The sequence below is a fragment of the Ruegeria sp. BC5 genome (assembly GCF_056539205.1).
This window is the reverse complement of the sequence record NZ_JBQFUN010000001.1, coordinates 1,282,054-1,300,841: the sequence shown is the minus strand read 5'-3', so window position 1 is coordinate 1,300,841 and position 18,788 is coordinate 1,282,054. Positions and strand designations below refer to the sequence as shown.

The window sequence follows — 18,788 nt, the reverse complement described above, 5'->3', positions numbered from 1 at the left end:
CTGGTTACCGGGTTCCGGCAATCTAACATGTTGGCGATTTTGGGAAAGTCATCATCGCATGGACGTGGCGGAAAGAAAAACGGCAGGGTTTTGTTCAAACCCCGCCGCGACTGTTCGATATCTCGAAGGCTTTACGAGCCCAGCTTCTTGCTGACCAGTTCGTTCACCGCCTTGGGGTTGGCCTTGCCACCCGTGGCTTTCATCACCTGGCCGACGAACCAGCCCGCCAGTTTCGGGTTCACCTTGGCCTTTTCAACCTGCGCCGGGTTGGCTGCGATGATCTCATCCAGTGCGGATTCAATCGCGCCGGTGTCGGTCACCTGTTTCATGCCGCGCTCTTCGACGATCTGCGCCGGATCGCCGCCTTCGGTATAGACGATCTCGAACAAGTCCTTGGCGATCTTGCCCGAGATCGCGTCCGATGCGATAAGGTCGATGATCCCACCCAATTGTGTCGGAGACACGGGCGATTCCGTTATGTCGTGGTCTTCTTTCTTCAGACGACCGAACAGTTCGTTGATGACCCAGTTTGCGGCCAGCTTACCGTTGCGGCCCTTGGCAACTTCTTCGAAATAGGCGGCCGATTCCACCTCGGCGGTCAGCACGGACGCGTCATAATCGGTCAGGCCGAATTCGCTTATAAAGCGCGCTTTCTTGTCGTCGGGCAGTTCTGGCAGTTTGGCGGCGATGTCGTCCACCCATGCCTGCTCGATCTCAAGCGGTAGCAGGTCGGGGTCGGGGAAGTAGCGATAGTCATGCGCCTCTTCCTTGGACCGCATCGAGCGGGTCTCACCCTTGTCCGGGTCGTACAAGCGGGTTTCCTGATCGACCTTGCCGCCAGCTTCGACAATGGCAATCTGGCGGCGGGCTTCGACCTCGATCGCTTGCTGGATAAAGCGCATCGAGTTCATGTTCTTGATTTCGCAGCGGGTGCCCAGATGCGAGAAATCCTGCGTTTCCTGGTATTTCTCATATGCGCCCGGCAAACAGATTGAGACGTTCACATCAGCCCGCAGGTTGCCGTTTTGCATGTTGCCATCACAGGTGCCCAGATAGCGCAGAATCTGACGCAGCTTGACGATATAGGCCGCCGCTTCTTCGGGTCCGCGAATGTCGGGGCGGCTGACGATCTCCATCAGGCAGACACCGGTCCGGTTCAAATCGACAAAGGACATATGCGGGTCCATGTCGTGGATCGATTTGCCCGCATCCTGCTCCATATGGATGCGTTCGATCCGCACGTTGCGCGCGGTTCCATCACCCATTTCAACCAGCACTTCACCTTCACCCACAATCGGGTGATAAAGTTGGGAAATCTGGTATCCCTGCGGCAGGTCAGGATAGAAATAGTTCTTGCGGTCAAACGCCGATTTCAAGTTGATATCCGCCTTCAGGCCCAGCCCGGTGCGGACGGCCTGTTCGACGCAGTATTCGTTGATCACTGGCAGCATGCCCGGCATCGCCGCGTCCACAAAGGCCACGTTCGCGTTCGGTTCGGCCCCAAATTGGGTCGACGCTCCCGAGAACAGTTTGGCATTGGACGAGACCTGCGCATGCACCTCCATCCCGATCACCAGTTCCCAATCGTGCTTGGCCCCGGCAATGGTTTTGGGTTTGGGCATTTCATATGTCAGGTCGAGCATGGCGCGCCTCATTTCCGCAGAAGTCTAAGCCTGCGTATTAGGCCCGGCAGGGGCGAGGGGCAAGGGGGAATCAGTGTTGAGACAGGCGCAGACCAGACGGTGTAAAGGTCACGTCCGTGCCGCTGCGCAGTTCCTCGCGGAACAGATCACGGATGGCACGCAACGCATCGCGCTTGCCGCGGGCTGCAAACCGTTCGGCAGAATTGATGCGAACCGAGTTGTTGAACCCATTCGCGGCATGCGCCCAGATCAGCGGGTGCAGTTCAGTCATGTGGTCGCGGATCAGCCTGTTTGCAGCTTCGTGAATTTGCGAGCGCACAAGGTCGGCCTTTTCGTTCAGGCCCTGACCGTTCTGTATCGTGATGGCGCAATAGGCCGACAGCATGTTGACGGTCTGCTGATCGGGGCGGCGATGCAAAATGTCATCCAACCCTTCCAGGAAGTACTCGACATCCAGACGAGCGCAGGCCTCTTCGTCCAATGCGATGGCGTCAAACTGGACCCAAGTATAGCCGCCAGCGCCCCAGATGTCGCCAGTCCGCGCGGCGTTCCGCAGTGCCTGAACTTCAAGCTTTTCATAGCTGCCAAACCAACGCGGCAGCAGATGCGTGCCCATCGCCCGCATAGGCCGCTGATTGTGCGGATCCAGGGAGATCAGGCGTTCGTATTCTTCGGCTACACGCTGGTTGGTCTTCCGTTGACCTGCCAACAGGGCACAGCTTGCGGCTGCGACAATGGGGCTGTCTGGCAACGCAGCGCGGCATGTCGGCAAAAGGTCTGCGGCCCGGTCGAAATGGGCCGCGCAACGCGACCGGTGAAGGGGCGGCAACGTGGCATCCGTTGCGGTTCCGCGCCATGCCCAGGCCAGGTCAATGTGTGCTAAGGCGACCACCAGCGTAATCATCGGATCACCCGGATGCTCACGCATTTCGTCTTCAAGCTCTGAGATACCGCCCAGCAAGTCATATTCGCACAGCGCGCTGCCATCCGACAGGGCATGTTCCACTGCCAATACAACGTCGGAACGCGCGCCAAAGGCCAACAGATCGGCAATCGGTGTTGCGTCCGATGCGATTGCGCGGTCCTTGTCGGCGGCATGCATCATTTTGGACAGCTTGGCCCAGCGGTCCTGTCTGGCCAGTGTGCGCCCTTCTTCAATGGTGTTACGGGCTGTCAGGTCTTCGGCCCTGATATCGGCCACTGGAATGTTCAGTTGCCCTTTATCCGGCAGTGATGCCGTCACCGCGCAGTCGGTTGCCCGCACGTTTTGTGTGGAATGACCCTTGGATAAAGAAGAAAGGGCCTCTCGTGCCCTGAAAAACCGAAACATGGTAAAACTCGAAACCGTAAAAAACTGGTAAGTTAGCTTGAAACTTTGACCGAAAATCGCCTCAAATTCAAGCTTTTTGGGGGGTGTTGCGTGACAGGCCGGGGGAATTGGTCCTTTTCCGACTGATTGTTTCAGAAAACGGTGAAATGGTGCCGTTCAACCCGTAATCCGGCGTCTTGCAGGACAGTTTCAAGGGTCTTGTGGGGTGGTGTGGCTTCATCCGGCAGCCGAATCCGCTTGCCCGAGGCCAGAACCAGTGACGTGCGCACGGAAAAGTCCCAGCGCGTGTCGAGCCGGACATGGTCGATATCGGCCAAGGCAACCTCGGCCTCGCGATTGCCTGAAAACCATCGTATTGCGCGGTGATCCAGGGTTAGTCCGGCACTTGTGCCATGCGCAATGTCCCAAAGGGCGGGCAGGGTAGGCAAGCTCAGCAAACCAACCAGCCACCACGCCGCATCGAACAGAATCACCAACGCGATAAGCACCGCGTAGACGCACATCAGGATCACGACGGCGCGTGGGGTCCTGTTGTGGCGTTGGAAAGTAAACGGGGTCATGCGCCGAGGATACGAGACACCATTTCCGTTGTATCCCGCGACAGGTTCGGTGTGTCGGCGATACGCGTCAGCTGAGCTTTCATCAGGTCCTGACGGTCGGTGTCATAGCGTTTCAAGGTCTGGAAGGCAGAACACATCCTGGCGGTGGTCTGGGGGTTAACCGGGTCCAGCCTGATCAGCCAGTCTGCCAACAACGCATATCCTGCCCCGTCCGCACGATGGAACCCGGCGTGGTTCATCGCCAACGCCCCCATGACTGCCCGGAACCTGTTGGGGTTCTTCCAATTGAAATCAGGGTGCTCGGTCAATGTGCGCGTAACATCCGGCGTAGTTTCAGGAGAGGCCGTTGTCACCTGCAGGCCGAACCACTTATCGACCACCAGCCGGTCATGCTGCCACTGCCTGTAAAAGTCCGCCAGTTCGGTTTGGCCCGCGCCCGCCCGCAACAGGCAAGACAGGGCGGTCAGTTGGCGGGTCATGTTGTCGGCTGCTGCGTATTCCTCGACCGCTTTGGCACCGCCATCCAGCCGCGAAGTCAAGTACAGTACTGCGCCACCAAGCGCCCGCTTGCCGGCCTGATCAGCATCGGGGCTGAACGGCGCGTCGATCAGTGTTTCGCTGTGCAGCCTTGGCAGCAGGTCCTGCACATGCTGTGCGGTCGCTTGGCGCAGGGTTTCGACGGCGGTCCATATCGCCATCGGATCAGGAGTATTACCACTTTCAAACAAGGCCGCAGCCAGTTCGGATTGCGTTGGCAGACCCAACATCAAAGAGCGATAGGCTGGGTCCAGATCGCCGTCACGCAGCACGGCCAACATACCATCCAGATAGTTCGTTCCCGGCGCTGCATCTTCTCGGATCATGCGCAGCAGCGTATCTTGCGCAAGCGACCGCCCTGCCTGCCAACGGTTGAACGGATCGGTGTCGTGGGCCAGCAAAAATGCGCGTTCGGCATCCGTATGGTCATGTTCCAGAATGACCGGGGCCGAGAAATCGCGCAGGATCGAGGCCACAGGTTTTGCTGCCAGTCCAGTGAAAGTAAAGCTTTGCTCGGCTTCGGTCAGTTCCAACACTTCGGTGGCGCGCACTTCGTCCCCGTTCTGGCCCAGCAGGCCCACGGCGACGGGGATTACCTGCGGCAGTTTCTTGGGCTGGCCGGGCGTTGGCTTGGTGCTTTGTGACAGGGTCAGAGTATAGGTGCCATCCTGCCAGTCTTCGGCAACTGAGATGCGCGGCGTGCCGGATTGGCTGTACCAACGCTTGAACTGGGTCAGATCGCGACCGGTCGTATCCTCGAACACCTTGATCCAGTCTTCGATGGTGCAGGCCTGCCCGTCATGACGGTCGAAATAGAGGTTCAGCGCCTGCGCATAGGCTTCATCCCCCACCAACCGCTTGAGCATGGCGATGACTTCGGCGCCTTTTTCATAAACAGTCGCGGTATAGAAGTTGTTGATTTCCTGAAAACTTTCAGGGCGAACCGGGTGTGACAACGGACCGTTATCCTCGGGGAACTGCCGTGCGCGCAGGTCGATCGCATCATGGATGCGTTTCACCGGGGCCGAGCGCATATCGGACGTAAACTGCGCATCGCGAAACACCGTCAGGCCCTCTTTCAGACACAGCTGGAACCAATCGCGGCAGGTAATGCGGTTGCCGGTCCAGTTATGAAAATACTCATGGGCAATGATTGCCTCGATCCGCTCGAAATTGGCATCGGTCGAGGTTTCGGGGCTGGCCAGAACGGCGGAGGAGTTGAAGATGTTCAGCCCCTTGTTTTCCATCGCGCCCATGTTGAAGTCATCGACGGCCACGATGTTGAACACGTCCAGATCGTATTCGCGGCCATAGACGTCTTCGTCCCATTTCATTGACTTTTTCAGTGCCTCCATCCCAAAGGCGCATTTGCCTTCGTCTCCGGGGCGCACCCAGAGGTTCAGTTCCACGTCACGGCCCGACATGGTGGTGAACTGACCGGGATGGGCGATCAGGTCGCCTGCGACCAATGCGAACAGATAGGCGGGTTTGGGCCACGGGTCGGTCCATTCAGCCCAGCCTTCTCCCTTGCCCGAGGGGTTACCGTTGGACAGCAAGATCGGCAAGTCACCGTTGATGCGTACGGTGAACTCGGACATCACGTCGGGCCGGTCGGGGTAATAGGTGATCTTGCGGAAACCTTCAGCCTCGCACTGGGTGCAATACATGCCGTTCGACATATACAGGCCCTCAAGCGCGGTGTTGTTACCGGGGTCGATCTCGACGACGGCCTCCCAGATGAAGGGCGCATTGGGGACTTCAACAGTCAGGCCCTTGTCGGTGACATTGGGGGTGACTTCGACCCCGTCAACAACCGCCCGGATCAGGGTCAGGTCTTCGCCATGCAGAAAAAACGTACGATCCGTTGCCTCGGGGTTGGGGCGGAACGCAATACGAGACGTAACGCGTGTGGCATGATCTGCCAGATCAAAGGTCAGATGCACGCTGTCCACAAGATAGCCAAAAGGCGTGTAATCTTTCAGATAGATCGTGGTGGGGGCAGCGTCACGCATCGGGGGCCTCGTATCGGTTGAGTTCTGGCGTGACGTTATGGGGATCACTTGTCAGCCGCAAGCCGATGCTGGGTATTCCGAGCCGCCAGGCAGGTCAATTTGGTCTTCAAATTCCACCGGAAACTTGAGGGGTCTGTTGCCTATCGGAAACTTTCGCACTAATTGACGCCTGCATGCCAACGTACACAATGCGGGAGAATTGACTTATGAGCGGCAGAGAAACCCGGAAAGGGCTGCAGATTGCCTGGGAGCTGGCGGATTTCATCGAAAATCAGGCATTGCCTGGAACAGGTGTCACGCCCGAGGTGTTCTGGTCCGGATTCGCCCGCTTGGTTGATGAGCTTGGCCCAAAAAATCGGGAACTGCTTGCTAAGCGGTCGGAAATTCAAAGCCGTCTTGATGGTTGGCATCTGGAACGCAAGGGGCAGGCCCATGATGCCGCCGCATACGAGGCATTCCTGCGAGAAATCGGGTATCTGGTAGAAGAAGGCCCCGATTTCCAGATTGAAACGGCAAATGTCGATCCCGAAATCGCAGCAATCCCCGGGCCGCAGTTAGTTGTTCCGATTACCAATGCCCGTTTTGCCCTGAACGCTGCGAACGCCCGTTGGGGCAGTTTGTATGATGGGCTGTATGGCACTGATGCGATGGGTGATCTTCCCACTGGCAAAGGATATGACACTGAACGCGGCGCACGGGTGATCGCCTGGGCCAAAGGTTTTCTGGATGACGCTGCACCGCTGGCCAGCGGTTCGTGGGCGGATGTCTCGGGACTGCGTGTGGAAAACGGAGCACTGGTGCCCGCGCTGGCGGACTCCTCGCGTTTTGTTGGATATGGCGGCGCCGCTGAAAACCCCGAATTCGTACTGCTGAAGAACAACGGTCTGCACGTCAAAATCGTGATCGATCCGTCCAGCACGATCGGCGCATCCGACCCGGCAGGCATCGCCGATGTGGTCGTCGAAGCGGCCTTGTCAACGATCATGGACTGCGAAGACTCGGTTGCTTGTGTTGATGCCGAAGACAAGGTTGTGGCCTATGGCAACTGGCTGGGCCTGATGAAAGGTGACTTGACGCAAGAGGTTTCCAAAGGCGGAAATACCTTCACCCGCAAGCTGGCAGAGGATGTCGATTACACCACCGCAGATGGAGAGCAGGCAACGCTGAAAGGCCGCTCGCTGATGCTGGTGCGTAACGTGGGTCACCTGATGACCAACCCCGCCGTACTGGATGCCGACGGCAATGAGACCGGTGAAGGTCTAATGGATGCGCTCTGCACCACTGTGATCGCAATGCACGATCTGCAGCGCGAAGGCGGCAATTCGGTCAACGGGTCGGTTTACGTGGTGAAACCCAAGATGCACGGAACGGAAGAGGTGGCATTCTCGGTCGAGATTTTTGACATGGTCGAAGACATTCTCGGTCTGCCGCGCAATACCGTAAAACTGGGCATCATGGATGAGGAACGCCGCACTTCGGCCAACCTCAAGGAATGTATCCGAGCTGCGAAATCGCGCGTGGCTTTCATCAATACCGGCTTTTTGGACCGGACGGGGGACGAGATTCATACCTCGATGGAAGCAGGTCCGGTGCTGCCCAAAGGCGACATCAAGAACACGCCCTGGATTGCGTCTTACGAAGACCGTAACGTCGATATCGGTCTGGCTTGCGGCCTGAAGAGCAAGGCCCAGATCGGTAAAGGCATGTGGGCGATGCCCGACCGTATGGGTGAGATGCTTGAGGTCAAGATCGGCCATCCGCAATCCGGCGCGACCTGCGCCTGGGTACCGTCACCGACCGCTGCGACCCTGCACGCCACGCATTACCACAAGGTCGACGTTCTGGCCCGTCAGGACGAACTGGCCGCTGGTGGCGCCCGTGGCACGTTGCGGGATTTGCTGACGATACCGCTGCTGGATGGCCGCAACCTCAGCGAAGATGAGATCACGCGTGAGATCGAAAACAGCGCGCAGGGCATTTTGGGATATGTCGTGCGCTGGATTGATCAGGGCGTGGGCTGCTCGAAAGTGCCGGATATCAACGATGTGGGTCTGATGGAGGATCGGGCAACCTGCCGGATCTCCTCGCAGGCACTAGCCAACTGGCTGCATCATGGTGTCGTCAGTAAAGAACAATTGATGGCTGCGATGCAAAAAATGGCTGCCGTGGTGGATCGTCAGAACGAAAATGATCCTGAATACTCGCCGATGGCGCCGGGGTTCGACGGGATCGCCTTCCAGGCCGCGTGTGATCTGGTATTCAAGGGACGTATTCAGCCCTCGGGGTATACCGAGCCGGTTCTGCATGCGCGCCGTCTTGAACTGAAAGCCAGCCTTTAACTTCGCAAAAACGTTAGGACACAAAATGACCATTTCTCTGCGCAAAGCCCGCACGATTATTCGCAAAACTCTTGAAAAAGGCCGCGAGATGGAGCTGAAGCCGCTCTCGGTCGTGGTCTTGGATGCGGGTGGGCACGTCATCGCGTTTGAACGTGAAGATGGCGCAGCGCCCGGCCGTTTCGCTATCGCGCATGGTAAGGCTTATGGGTCGGTCATGCTGGGCATGGCGGGCACTGCGCAAATGCAACGTGCCGAAGCTCAGGCTTATTTCATGAATGCGGTGAACGGCGTTTATGGTGGTCAGGTTGTGCCGGTTCCGGGGGGAATTTTGCTGCGTGATCGCAAGGGCGCGGTGATCGGGGCCATTGGTGTGACAGGCGACACATCGGACAATGATGTCGTTGCGGGTATGACCGGGGTCGAGGGGGCAGGCCTGACCGGAGAAGCCTGATTTCGATCAGCCTGTGGTGCTGGTTTTTCCAGAGAATAGGGAAAAACTCTCAAAAACTTGGTATCATTTGTAATTCTGTTCCGACATTTGCCGTAAAGCCCGAACGTTTTGTGCGCAGTTGAACACGTCCTTGCGCCGTCATGCAGGACGTGTTCTGTTGCACGTTCTTTCTGCTGAGGATAGCTTCCCTGTTAGTTACAGAAACTGCAAGGAATGCGGAATGTCTCGACCTGTCGTCGGTATCATCGGCAACTCTTACCTTATGAACGATGAATACCCTACCCATGCGGGTGGAACGATGAACTCTGAGGCCGTGGCTAATGTTTCGCATTGTCTGCCGCTGCTGATCCCATCCGACCCGCGCTTTGTCACGGTTGAGGAATTGCTTGAGGTCTGCGACGGGTTCCTGCTGACCGGTGGGCGCCCGAATGTACATCCCGAAGAATACGGCGAGGACGCCACTGACGCGCATGGTGAGTTCGACCGGGCGCGGGATGCGGTCACTTTGCCTTTGGTTCGCGCCTGTGTCGAGCGTGGTCAGCCCTTCATGGGCATCTGCCGCGGGTTTCAAGAGGTCAACGTCGCCATGGGCGGCACGCTCTATCCTGAAATACGCGATTTGCCGGGTCGAATGAACCACCGCATGCCCCCGGACGGGACTTTGGAAGAGAAGTTTGCCTTGCGACATGTGGTGACACTGGACGAAGGTGGCGTATTCCACCAACTATTCGGCGCGCCCGAAGTGATGACCAACACTTTGCACGGGCAGGGTATCAAGACGGTCGGTGACCGTGTTGTCATCGACGGCCACGCGCCTGATGGTACGCCCGAGGCGATCTATATCAAGGATGCACCAGGCTTTACTCTATCGGTGCAATGGCACCCTGAATGGGATGCAATGAACGATCCCGTTTCCCGACCTTTGTTCGAGGCATTCGGTGCCGCCGTACGGGCATGGGCCACCGGTTCGGATGCCAGTCTGGTACAGCAACGGGCGTGAATGTCGCGCTGATCCACAAAGGGGACCGGCGCATTGCAATCAAATCAACAGATCAAACTGCTGATTCAGAGGCAGCTTTCGGGCGCGTTCTCCGGTCAGATCAAACAACGCATTGCCAAGCGCCGGCATTGATGGCGGCGTTCCGGGTTCGCCCGCGCCACCCATGTGGCGGTTGGTTTCCAGCACGCGCACCTCAACCTGCGGAGCAGTATGCATTCGGATCGCATCGTAGTCGGGGAAGTTGTATTGCTCGACCTCACCTTCGGCAAAGGTGATCTCGCCGAAGCAGGCTGCTGACAGACCATACATCATGCCGCCGAACATCTGCGCTTTGACGTTCTCGGGGTCCAGAGCCAGCCCCGTATCACAGGCAATCCACGCCTTGTTGATGCGGATGGTGCCGTCTTCGTCTACCACCTCGATCACTTGTGCGACCGGAGTACCGAAACTGTAGGTGAACGCCACGCCGCGCCCCACGCCGTCCGGTGTCTGCCCGGTCCAACCGGACATTTCGCGCACCGCTTCAAGGCATCCGGCCGAGGGTGCATGTTCACCCTTCATCAGTTCCAACCGGAATTCCAGCGGGTCGCGGCCCGCGGCATAGGCCATCTCATCCATGAAGGTTTCGTGGAAGAAGCCGTTATGGCTGTTGCCGACCGACCGCCAGAACCCGACGGGGACGTCAAGTTTGGGGATGTGGCCGCTCATGCGGTAGTTCGGCACCGCGTAGGGCTGGTTGAAAAAACCTTCGACCAGAACCTTGTCCGGGCCGGCACCAGGCATACCAGTATATCGCGTCACGGCCTGCTGCGTGCAGGATTGCGCCGAAACTTTGCCGTCAATCAGAACTGCCTTGCCGTCCTGCACTGCCCCGCGCATCCGGGCAATGGCGCCGGGGCGGTAATAGTCGTGGCGCATATCTTCTTCGCGGCTCCAGGTCGTCTGAACCGGGGTGCCGGGCATGGCCATGGCAACCTTGGTGGCAATCTCGCCGAAATCCAGTTCACCCCGGCGACCAAACCCACCACCCAGATATGTGGTGTGGATTTGTACCGCTTCGGTGTCCAGATTAGCGGTGTTGGCCGCGCGAAACCGGATCAGGGTTGGGGCCTGATTGCCGCACCACAGCTCCAACGCATCGCCGGTATACAGCGCGGTGGCGTTCATCGGCTCCATCGTGGCATGGGCCAGATAGGGCACTTGGTACTCTGCGGTAATCTCGGTTGCGCCTTCGGGTGTGACGCTGACATCGCCATCGTCGCGCATTGTCGAATTCGCCGAGTCATCAAACGCCTCGGCGATCTTGGTGAAAATGCCATCCGTCTCGGGCGGGTAGGGGGCGTCACCCCAATCCACGTCGATGGCCTCGACTGCTTGATTGGCGAGCCACGTGTTGTTGGCAATCACGGCGACACCTGTGCCCAGATCAACGATTTTCTCGACCCCCGGCATGGATTGCGCGGTGCTGTCGTCATAACCGTGCATCGCGCCGCCCAGCTTGGGGTTCATGCGCACGGCCGCGAATTTCATCCCCTGCAGGCGAACGTCGACGCCAAACTCGGCGGTACCGGTTGCCTTTTCGACAATGTCCAGACGCGGCTGGGTTTGGCCCAGATAACGCCATTCGGACGGATCGCGAAGGGGCACTTCGACCGGCTCAAGTCCGGCGGCGTCAACGGCCAAGTCCGTATAGGCAATCTTGTCGCCATTTGGCGCGATGACATGCCCCGAGGCTGTTCCCAGTTCCGACGGGTCAACACCCAAACGAAGGGCCGCAGCGCGCTTCAGTGTGTCTCGGGCCGAGGCACCGGCCTGACGCATCCGCTCGAACCCATCCTTCATCGATGTCGAACCACCCGTGACCTGAAGGTGCAGAGCTTTGCCAAGCACACCCAGCGCTTCGCCCAGATTGTGCTGGAAGTCCGAGATGTCATAACCCTTGTTGGGCAGACCTTCCCCCAGCATGGCAGAGTTATAGTAGGCCGCTGCCGCCGGACCGTGCAGCACAGTGATCTGGTTCAGATCCACGTCCAATTCCTCGGCAATCAGCGCGGCCCATGTGGTCTTGACGCCCTGACCCATTTCAGCGCGCGGTGCAAAGAGGGTTACGCCGTTTTGGTCGATCAGGACAAACGGGTTCAACGCCGCCTGACCCTCGCCAGGTTTCAGCGGGTTCGCGGCGGGGCGGCTGACATAATAGGCGCCGAATGCTACGCCGCCGACAATTGCGGCCGAGCCGATCAGGAAAGTGCGGCGAAGGATTTTACCAACAGAAGCCATGAGTTACGCCTCCTTCAGTTTGCCAGCCGCGTCATGGATCGCAGCGCGGATACGGGGGTAGGTGCCACAACGACACAGGTTGCCCTGCATCGCCTCATCAATATCGGCGTCCGAAGGTGCAGGGTTTTCAGCCAGCAACGCAGCGGCCTGCATGATCTGGCCCGACTGGCAATATCCGCACTGCGCCACCTGATGATCGACCCAGGCTTGCTGGATTGTCGCCATCGTACCCGGCGTCCCGATACCTTCAATCGTGGTGACATCGCCCCAAACATCCGACAGGCTCACCTGGCACGAGCGCACAGCCTCGCCATCAATATGAACCGTGCAGGCACCACAGGCCGCCACGCCGCAGCCGAATTTGGTGCCGGTCAGGCCGACCTCATCGCGCAAGACCCAAAGCAAGGGGACGTCATCGGGCAGGTCAACCTGATGTTGCTTGCCGTTAATCTTCAGGGTGGTCGCCATGGCGCACCTCATCTGGCTGTGGCTGGTTGCTGACATATTTAGCGCAAAGTGTCAGTGTGTCAATTGACAAAATGTACAAAAAATGTCAGAGGTTCTGGTATGACGGAAGCAGTTGACGATTTACGGCAAAAAACCATCCTGAATTCGGCTTTTCAGGCTTTTGCCGCCTATGGGTACCGAAAAACCTCGATGGATGACATTGCGCAGGGGGCGGGGATGTCCCGGCCGGCGCTGTATCTGCATTTCAAGAACAAAGAGGCGATCGTCAGTAAACTGACCGAGATCTACTATGTCGAAAAATGCGCGGCTGTTGCCGAGGCGCTGGCAACGTCAGGTTCAGTGTCCGAGGTTCTAGCCAGTGCGATTCAGGCGCAGACGGCAGGGATGGCCGCGATACTGGCCTCGCCTCATGGGCTTGAGATGCTGGACAACACCAAATCCTTGTCCGCCGAGATCATCGCGGAGGGTGAGGCTAAACTGTCAGGGCTATACGCGGATTGGCTGACACAGCAAGAACGAGCCGGGCGGGTGCGCCTGCTGGCCGGTGCGGCCGAGACTGGTCGGACGATTACGGCCACGCTTAAGGGGCTCAAGCTGATCGGTGCAGGTGCAGAGGTCTATGAACAGCAGGTTGCGCAGATCGCGGCGTTGATCGGTGCGGGGCTTGAGGTCAGGTAACCCGCTGCCGCACTTTGAATTCCGGTGCATCCCATAAACGGTTTTGCATAATGTCAGCCAAGATTTCGACAGCGCGCTCGACGTCCCTCGCGTCGATATACAAAGGCGTGAACCCGAAGCGCATGATATCCGGCGCACGGAAATCTCCGATCACGCCGCGCGCGATCAGAGCCTGCATGGCGGCGTAACCTTCAGTAAACCGAAACGAGACCTGACTGCCGCGCTGCTGCGGATCACGTGGGCTGGCCAGTTCCAACTCAGGGCAGGTGCCTTCGACACGGGCTATGAACAACTCGGTCAAGTCGATGGATTTGGCGCGCACATCAGCCATGTCCGCCATGTCCCAGATGTCCATCGCGGCGGACAGGGCGGTCATTTGAAGGATCGGAGGGGTGCCGACCCGCATCCTCTCGATCCCGCTGCCGGGGCGGTAGTCCAGGTCGAAGGCGAAGGGTGCCTCGTGCCCCAGCCAACCTGACAAGGCCGGACGGGCGCGATCTGTCAAGCGTGGCGCGACATAGATAAAGGCTGGCGCACCGGGGCCCCCGTTAAGGTATTTATATGTGCAGCCCACCGCGAAATCGGCGTTGCAGCCGGACAGGTCCACTGGGATAGCTCCGGCGGAATGGGCCAGATCCCAGACAGTGACCGTCCCGTTTGCATGTGCCAGTTCGGTCAGCGCCTTCATGTCGTGTATGCGCCCGCTGCGATAGTCCACCTCGGTCAGCATCAACACGGCGACGTCGTCGGTTATGTTAGCGGCCACGTCCTCGGGTGCGACAACGCGTAGTTCATAACCCGGCCCCAGCGAGCGTAGTAGCCCGTCCACCATATACAAATCAGACGGGAAGTTGCCGTTATCCGACAGGACCACCTTGCGGTCCGGGCACAGTTCCAGCGCAGATGCCACGGCCTGATACACTTTGATCGACAGGGTGTCGCCGGTCACAACCGTCCCGGGTTCCGCGCCGATCAGACGGCCAATGCGGTCGCCCAGGCCGGTCGGCAAACCCATCCATCCGGCCTTGTTCCAGCCGGTGATCAGCATCTGGCCCCATTCCTTGACCATCATGTCACTGACACGATCACTGGCAGCCAGCGGCAACGGACCCAGCGAATTGCCGTCCAGATAAATGACATCCTCGGGCAGATCGAACATGGCTTTGGTCGCGGCAAAGTCGGTCATGGGCGGCTCACTACTTTGTGTTGTGTTGCTTTCTTTCGGCCTAGCCGATCCGTATCGGCCTGTCCATTGATGCGACAACCTGAGCTTTTGCCAATTCGGTTCGAAAGCGGTAGGACATCGGCCAGAAACGACATGCCTGTGCATGTTGTCAGTTGCGGGGATGCGCATGCACCGGATCGACATACCGCCCGTCTGGCTTGTTGGGTTCGCTTTTCTGGCCTGGCTGCAGGCGCGTCATTTCCCCCTGGGCTTGTCGCTGGACGGTGGACTGACTGACTTGTTAAGCGGGTTGCTGATCGGGGGCGGCATTCTGCTCGCCGTATTGGCGATTATGGAGTTTCGCCGTCACAAAACAACCGTTATCCCGCACGAAACACCTTCGGCGCTGGTTCAGTCAGGCATTTATAAACGCAGCCGCAACCCGATCTATGTTGGCGATGTTCTGATTCTGGCTGGTTTGGTTTTACGGTTTGATGCTGTGCTGTCTCTGATCCTTATCCCAATCTTCGTCTGGGTGCTTGAGCGCCGGTTCATTCTGCCCGAAGAAGACCGCCTGCGCCGTACTTTTCACGCGGATTTTGCCCGTTATGAACGTAAAACCCGACGGTGGGTTTAGGATGGACAGACCGATAATATCATATCGTGAATGCTGCACTTGCGAAATAATGTTGCGCAAGATACATGTTTGCTTAACGAAGAATACCGACCACCCGCTCAGCTTGAGTGAGAACTAGGGGGACTGCCAGTGAAGATAGGCACACCGAAGGAAAAATATGAGGGCGAGAACCGGGTTGCGATGACGCCGGACTCTGCGGTGCAGTTGCAGAAACTGGGCTATGAGTGCCTGATTGAGAAAGGCGCTGGGGCTGCTGCGGGCTTTTCGGATGCGGCGTATGAGGCTGCAGGCGTTGAGGTCGTCAAGACGGCGGCTGCGCTGTGGAAAGAGGCCGACATTGTTGCCAAGGTTCGTCAACCCGACGCAACCGAGCTGAAGCGTCTGACCAAGGGTAAGACGCTGATTTCGTTCTTCAACCCGGCAGGGAACGAAGAAGGGATGGAAGCGGCTAAGGCCAAGGGCGCCAACGTCATCGCCATGGAGATGGTGCCGCGTATTTCCCGCGCACAAAAAATGGATGCGCTGTCGTCGATGGCCAATATTGCCGGTTACCGCGCGGTGATCGAGGCGGGCAACAACTTTGGCCGGTTCTTCACCGGTCAGGTGACGGCGGCCGGTAAGGTGCCGCCTGCGAAGGTGCTGATCGTAGGGGCCGGTGTTGCCGGTCTGGCGGCGATCGGGACCTCGACCTCGCTGGGTGCGATCACTTACGCGTTCGACGTGCGCCCCGAAGTGGCCGAGCAGGTCGAATCCATGGGCGCCGAGTTCGTCTATCTGGATTTTGAAGAAGACCAGCAGGACGGCGCGGCCACCGGCGGCTATGCCAGCGTCCAGTCGGACGAGTTCCGCGAGGCACAGCTGGCCAAGTTCCGTGAACTGGCCCCGGAGATGGACATCGTCATCACCACGGCGCTGATCCCCAACCGCGAAGCGCCCGAGCTTTGGACCAAGGATATGGTCGAGGCGATGAAGCCCGGCTCGGTCATTGTCGACCTTGCAGCAGAAAAGGGCGGCAACTGTAAGCTGACCGTCGCGGATGAGAAGATTGTCACCGATAATGGCGTGACCATTATCGGCTATACCGATTTCCCCAGCCGGATGGCGGCGCAGTCCTCGTCGCTTTATGCAACCAACATCCGCCACATGATGACGGACCTGACCCCTGAGAAAGATGGTCAGATCAACCACGACATGGAAGATGACGTGATCCGCGGCGCGACCGTGACCCATGAGGGTGAGATCACCTTCCCGCCACCACCGCCCAAGGTGCAGGCGATTGCGGCACAGAAAAAACCCGAGGTCAAGGAACTGACCCCGGAAGAGAAAAAGGCGCAGGAAATTGCGGCCTTCAAGGCGCAGACCAAACAGCAGTTCACCCTGTTGGGTGTTGGTGGCGCGCTGATGCTGCTGGTGGGGCTGATCGCCCCGGCCAGCTTCATGCAGCACTTCATCGTCTTTGTGCTGGCCATTTTTGTGGGCTTCCAGGTGATCTGGGGCGTTGCACACAGCCTGCACACACCGCTGATGGCGATCACCAACGCGATCTCGTCGATCATTATCGTTGGGGCGCTGATGCAGATCGGGTCGGGATCGTTCCTGGTCATTCTGCTAGCGGCGCTGTCTGTCTTCATGGCCGGGATTAACATCTTCGGCGGCTTTCTTGTCACCCGGCGCATGCTCGCCATGTTCCAGAAATCTTAAGGAGGCCGGGTAGATGATTGGCTTCACTACTGCCGCTTATGTTGTTGCGGCTGTTCTGTTCATCCTTTCGCTGGGTGGTCTGTCGAACCAGGAAAGCGCCAAACGCGCGGTCTGGTATGGCATTGTCGGTATGGCGCTGGCGGTCTTTGCTACGCTGGTTGGTCCGGGTTCGGGTCTATGGCTGCTGTCGCTGCTGCTGATCGCAGGCGGTGGTCTGATCGGTCAATATGTGGCGCAGCGCGTGCAGATGACCGAGATGCCGCAGCTTGTGGCCGCGATGCACTCGCTGGTCGGTCTGGCGGCTGTGTTCGTGGGCTTCAACGCGCATTTTGAGATTGGCAACGTGGCGCAGGTCATGGCCATTGCGGATTCAGCGAAAGAAGCGGATCTGAGCGATCTGGGCGCATTCGCCAAGCTGATCGCCAAGAAGGATGCGGCCGAGCTGGCGATCCTGCATGTGGAATTGTTCCTGGGCATCTTCATCGGTGCGATCACCTTTACCGGTTCGGTCGTGGCCTATGGCAAGCTGGCGGGCAAGGTGACGTCTGCGGCGACCAAGCTGCCCGGCGGTCATGCGCTGAACGCGGCGGCTGCGGGTCTCTCGCTGATCTGCCTGGTCTGGTACACCTCGACCGGTGGCTTCTTCCCGCTGTTCCTGATGACGCTGGCGGCGCTGTTCATCGGCTATCACCTGATCATGGGCATCGGCGGCGCCGACATGCCCGTGGTTGTGTCGATGCTGAACTCGTATTCGGGTTGGGCCGCGGCGGCGATCGGCTTCTCGTTGGGCAACGACCTGCTGATCGTGGTTGGTGCGCTGGTGGGCTCGTCCGGTGCGATCCTGTCCTACATCATGTGTAAGGCGATGAACCGTCACTTTGTCAGCGTGATCCTGGGCGGCTTTGGCGGCCCACAGGGTGAGCAGATGGCCGTTGAGGGCGAACAGATCGCTATCGAGGCCGATGGTGTGGCCGCAGCGCTGAACGATGCTGACAGTGTCATCATCATCCCCGGCTATGGCATGGCCGTGGCGCAGGCGCAGCAGTCTGTATCGGAACTGGTTCGCAAGCTGCGCGCCAAGGGCAAAAATGTGCGCTTTGCGATCCACCCGGTCGCGGGCCGTCTGCCGGGCCACATGAACGTGCTGCTGGCCGAGGCGAAGGTGCCGTATGACATCGTGCTGGAGATGGACGAGATCAACGACGACTTCCCCGAAACGGATGTGGCCATCGTCATCGGCTCGAACGACATCGTGAACCCTGCGGCACAGGAAGACCCCAACAGCCCCATCGCCGGCATGCCGGTTCTGGAATGCTGGAAGGCGAAACAGGTGTTCGTGTCCAAACGCGGCCAGGGCACCGGGTATTCGGGCATCGAAAACCCCCTGTTCTTCAAGGAAAACACCCGCATGTTCTATGGCGACGCAAAGGCCAGCCTCGACAAACTGCTGCCCATGATCGACTGAGCTTGGGGTGTAACCAAATTGCAAAGGGCGCCTTCGGGCGCCCTTTTCTTAATTGTAGTGAAGGAGGCTCTGCCTCCGGACCTTGGGGATATTTGTAGCCAGATGAAGCAGGCGGATTGTGATAGACTGGTCTGACGTGGTGGGTGTCAGGAGAGTAGCCTTGCAGAAAGTAAACGGCATAGGTGGTGTGTTCTTTCGTGCCCGCGACCCAAACGCGTTGAGCGCGTGGTATGAGAAACACTTGGGCGTCAATCATTACGATCCTTTGCCCTGGTAGCAGCGCGAAGGGTTTACTGTCTTTGCCCCATTTGCCGAAATTACGGAATACTTCGGCCGCGCAGATCAGCAATGGATGATCAATTTCCGAGTAGACGATTTGGCGGCACTGATAGCGCAGCTTGAGGCCGCCGGGATCACCGTAGAAACACGTGCTGAGTGGGACAGTGAGGTGGGAAAGTTTGCCCGCATTCACGATCCCGAGGGCAATCCAATCGAGCTGTGGCAGCCAAATCAATGAGATAG

At 58.6% G+C, this 18,788-nt stretch carries 15 protein-coding genes; 8 read left to right on the top strand and 7 right to left on the bottom strand.

Features of this window, described 5'->3' with window-relative positions; translation table 11 throughout:
- Positions 1 to 131: 131 nt before the first annotated feature.
- From gatB to pepN, 4 genes are all read right to left on the bottom strand, one after another.
- A complete protein-coding gene (gene gatB / locus ACR0LY_RS06515) occupies positions 132 to 1,643 on the bottom strand; it encodes an Asp-tRNA(Asn)/Glu-tRNA(Gln) amidotransferase subunit GatB (protein WP_170348081.1) in 1,512 nt (503 codons plus the stop codon).
- A gap of 70 nt (positions 1,644 to 1,713) precedes the next feature.
- On the bottom strand, positions 1,714 to 2,844 hold the full coding sequence (locus ACR0LY_RS06510) for a hypothetical protein (RefSeq protein ID WP_480640656.1): 1,131 nt from the start codon (positions 2,842 to 2,844) through the stop codon (positions 1,714 to 1,716).
- Between the two features lie 260 nt (positions 2,845 to 3,104).
- Positions 3,105 to 3,533, bottom strand: coding sequence for a hypothetical protein (locus tag ACR0LY_RS06505; protein ID WP_170348083.1), 429 nt, complete (start codon positions 3,531 to 3,533; stop codon positions 3,105 to 3,107).
- A complete protein-coding gene (pepN, locus tag ACR0LY_RS06500; protein WP_170348085.1) occupies positions 3,530 to 6,082 on the bottom strand; it encodes an aminopeptidase N in 2,553 nt (850 codons plus the stop codon). Before pepN ends, ACR0LY_RS06505 begins: the two co-directional genes overlap by 4 nt.
- A gap of 206 nt (positions 6,083 to 6,288) precedes the next feature.
- Between pepN and ACR0LY_RS06495 the strand changes: the two genes are divergently transcribed.
- The 3 genes from ACR0LY_RS06495 to ACR0LY_RS06485 all read left to right on the top strand — a co-directional run bounded on the left by ACR0LY_RS06495 (position 6,289) and on the right by ACR0LY_RS06485 (position 9,872).
- Positions 6,289 to 8,421: a malate synthase G gene (locus ACR0LY_RS06495; protein ID WP_170348087.1), complete on the top strand. Its 2,133-nt coding sequence runs from the start codon at positions 6,289 to 6,291 to the stop codon at positions 8,419 to 8,421.
- A gap of 25 nt (positions 8,422 to 8,446) precedes the next feature.
- A complete protein-coding gene (locus ACR0LY_RS06490) occupies positions 8,447 to 8,872 on the top strand; it encodes a GlcG/HbpS family heme-binding protein (protein ID WP_170348089.1) in 426 nt (141 codons plus the stop codon).
- Positions 8,873 to 9,092: 220 nt separating this feature from the next.
- Positions 9,093 to 9,872, top strand: a complete 780-nt coding sequence (locus ACR0LY_RS06485; RefSeq protein WP_170348090.1) for a gamma-glutamyl-gamma-aminobutyrate hydrolase family protein — start codon at positions 9,093 to 9,095, stop codon at positions 9,870 to 9,872.
- Between the two features lie 39 nt (positions 9,873 to 9,911).
- Here the strand turns inward: ACR0LY_RS06485 and ACR0LY_RS06480 are convergent, their stop codons facing one another.
- Both ACR0LY_RS06480 and ACR0LY_RS06475 read right to left on the bottom strand, forming a co-directional pair.
- Positions 9,912 to 12,152 carry a xanthine dehydrogenase family protein molybdopterin-binding subunit gene (locus ACR0LY_RS06480; RefSeq protein ID WP_170348092.1) on the bottom strand — a complete coding sequence of 747 codons (2,241 nt, stop codon included), beginning with the start codon at positions 12,150 to 12,152 and terminating at the stop codon, positions 9,912 to 9,914.
- Positions 12,153 to 12,155: 3 nt separating this feature from the next.
- On the bottom strand, positions 12,156 to 12,620 hold the full coding sequence (locus ACR0LY_RS06475) for a (2Fe-2S)-binding protein (protein WP_170348095.1): 465 nt from the start codon (positions 12,618 to 12,620) through the stop codon (positions 12,156 to 12,158).
- Positions 12,621 to 12,719: 99 nt separating this feature from the next.
- Between ACR0LY_RS06475 and ACR0LY_RS06470 the strand changes: the two genes are divergently transcribed.
- Positions 12,720 to 13,298 carry a TetR/AcrR family transcriptional regulator gene (locus tag ACR0LY_RS06470; RefSeq protein ID WP_170348096.1) on the top strand — a complete coding sequence of 193 codons (579 nt, stop codon included), beginning with the start codon at positions 12,720 to 12,722 and terminating at the stop codon, positions 13,296 to 13,298.
- On the opposite strand, the gene kynU is transcribed toward ACR0LY_RS06470, so the two are convergent.
- Positions 13,291 to 14,484, bottom strand: coding sequence for a kynureninase (kynU, locus tag ACR0LY_RS06465; RefSeq protein WP_170348098.1), 1,194 nt, complete (start codon positions 14,482 to 14,484; stop codon positions 13,291 to 13,293). The genes ACR0LY_RS06470 and kynU overlap by 8 nt on opposite strands.
- Before the next feature lie 166 nt (positions 14,485 to 14,650).
- Here kynU and ACR0LY_RS06460 point away from each other — a divergent pair, with 166 nt between their 5' ends.
- The 4 genes from ACR0LY_RS06460 to ACR0LY_RS06445 all read left to right on the top strand — a co-directional run bounded on the left by ACR0LY_RS06460 (position 14,651) and on the right by ACR0LY_RS06445 (position 18,783).
- A complete protein-coding gene (locus ACR0LY_RS06460; RefSeq protein WP_170348100.1) occupies positions 14,651 to 15,100 on the top strand; it encodes a methyltransferase family protein in 450 nt (149 codons plus the stop codon).
- Positions 15,101 to 15,229: 129 nt separating this feature from the next.
- Positions 15,230 to 16,801: a Re/Si-specific NAD(P)(+) transhydrogenase subunit alpha gene (locus tag ACR0LY_RS06455; RefSeq protein WP_170348102.1), complete on the top strand. Its 1,572-nt coding sequence runs from the start codon at positions 15,230 to 15,232 to the stop codon at positions 16,799 to 16,801.
- A gap of 13 nt (positions 16,802 to 16,814) precedes the next feature.
- Positions 16,815 to 18,266 (top strand): NAD(P)(+) transhydrogenase (Re/Si-specific) subunit beta, encoded by a 1,452-nt coding sequence (locus tag ACR0LY_RS06450; RefSeq protein ID WP_170348104.1) that lies wholly within the window; start codon positions 16,815 to 16,817, stop codon positions 18,264 to 18,266.
- A gap of 316 nt (positions 18,267 to 18,582) precedes the next feature.
- Complete coding sequence (locus ACR0LY_RS06445) at positions 18,583 to 18,783, top strand: VOC family protein (protein WP_368040136.1); 201 nt, start codon at positions 18,583 to 18,585, stop codon at positions 18,781 to 18,783.
- Positions 18,784 to 18,788: the final 5 nt, after the last annotated feature.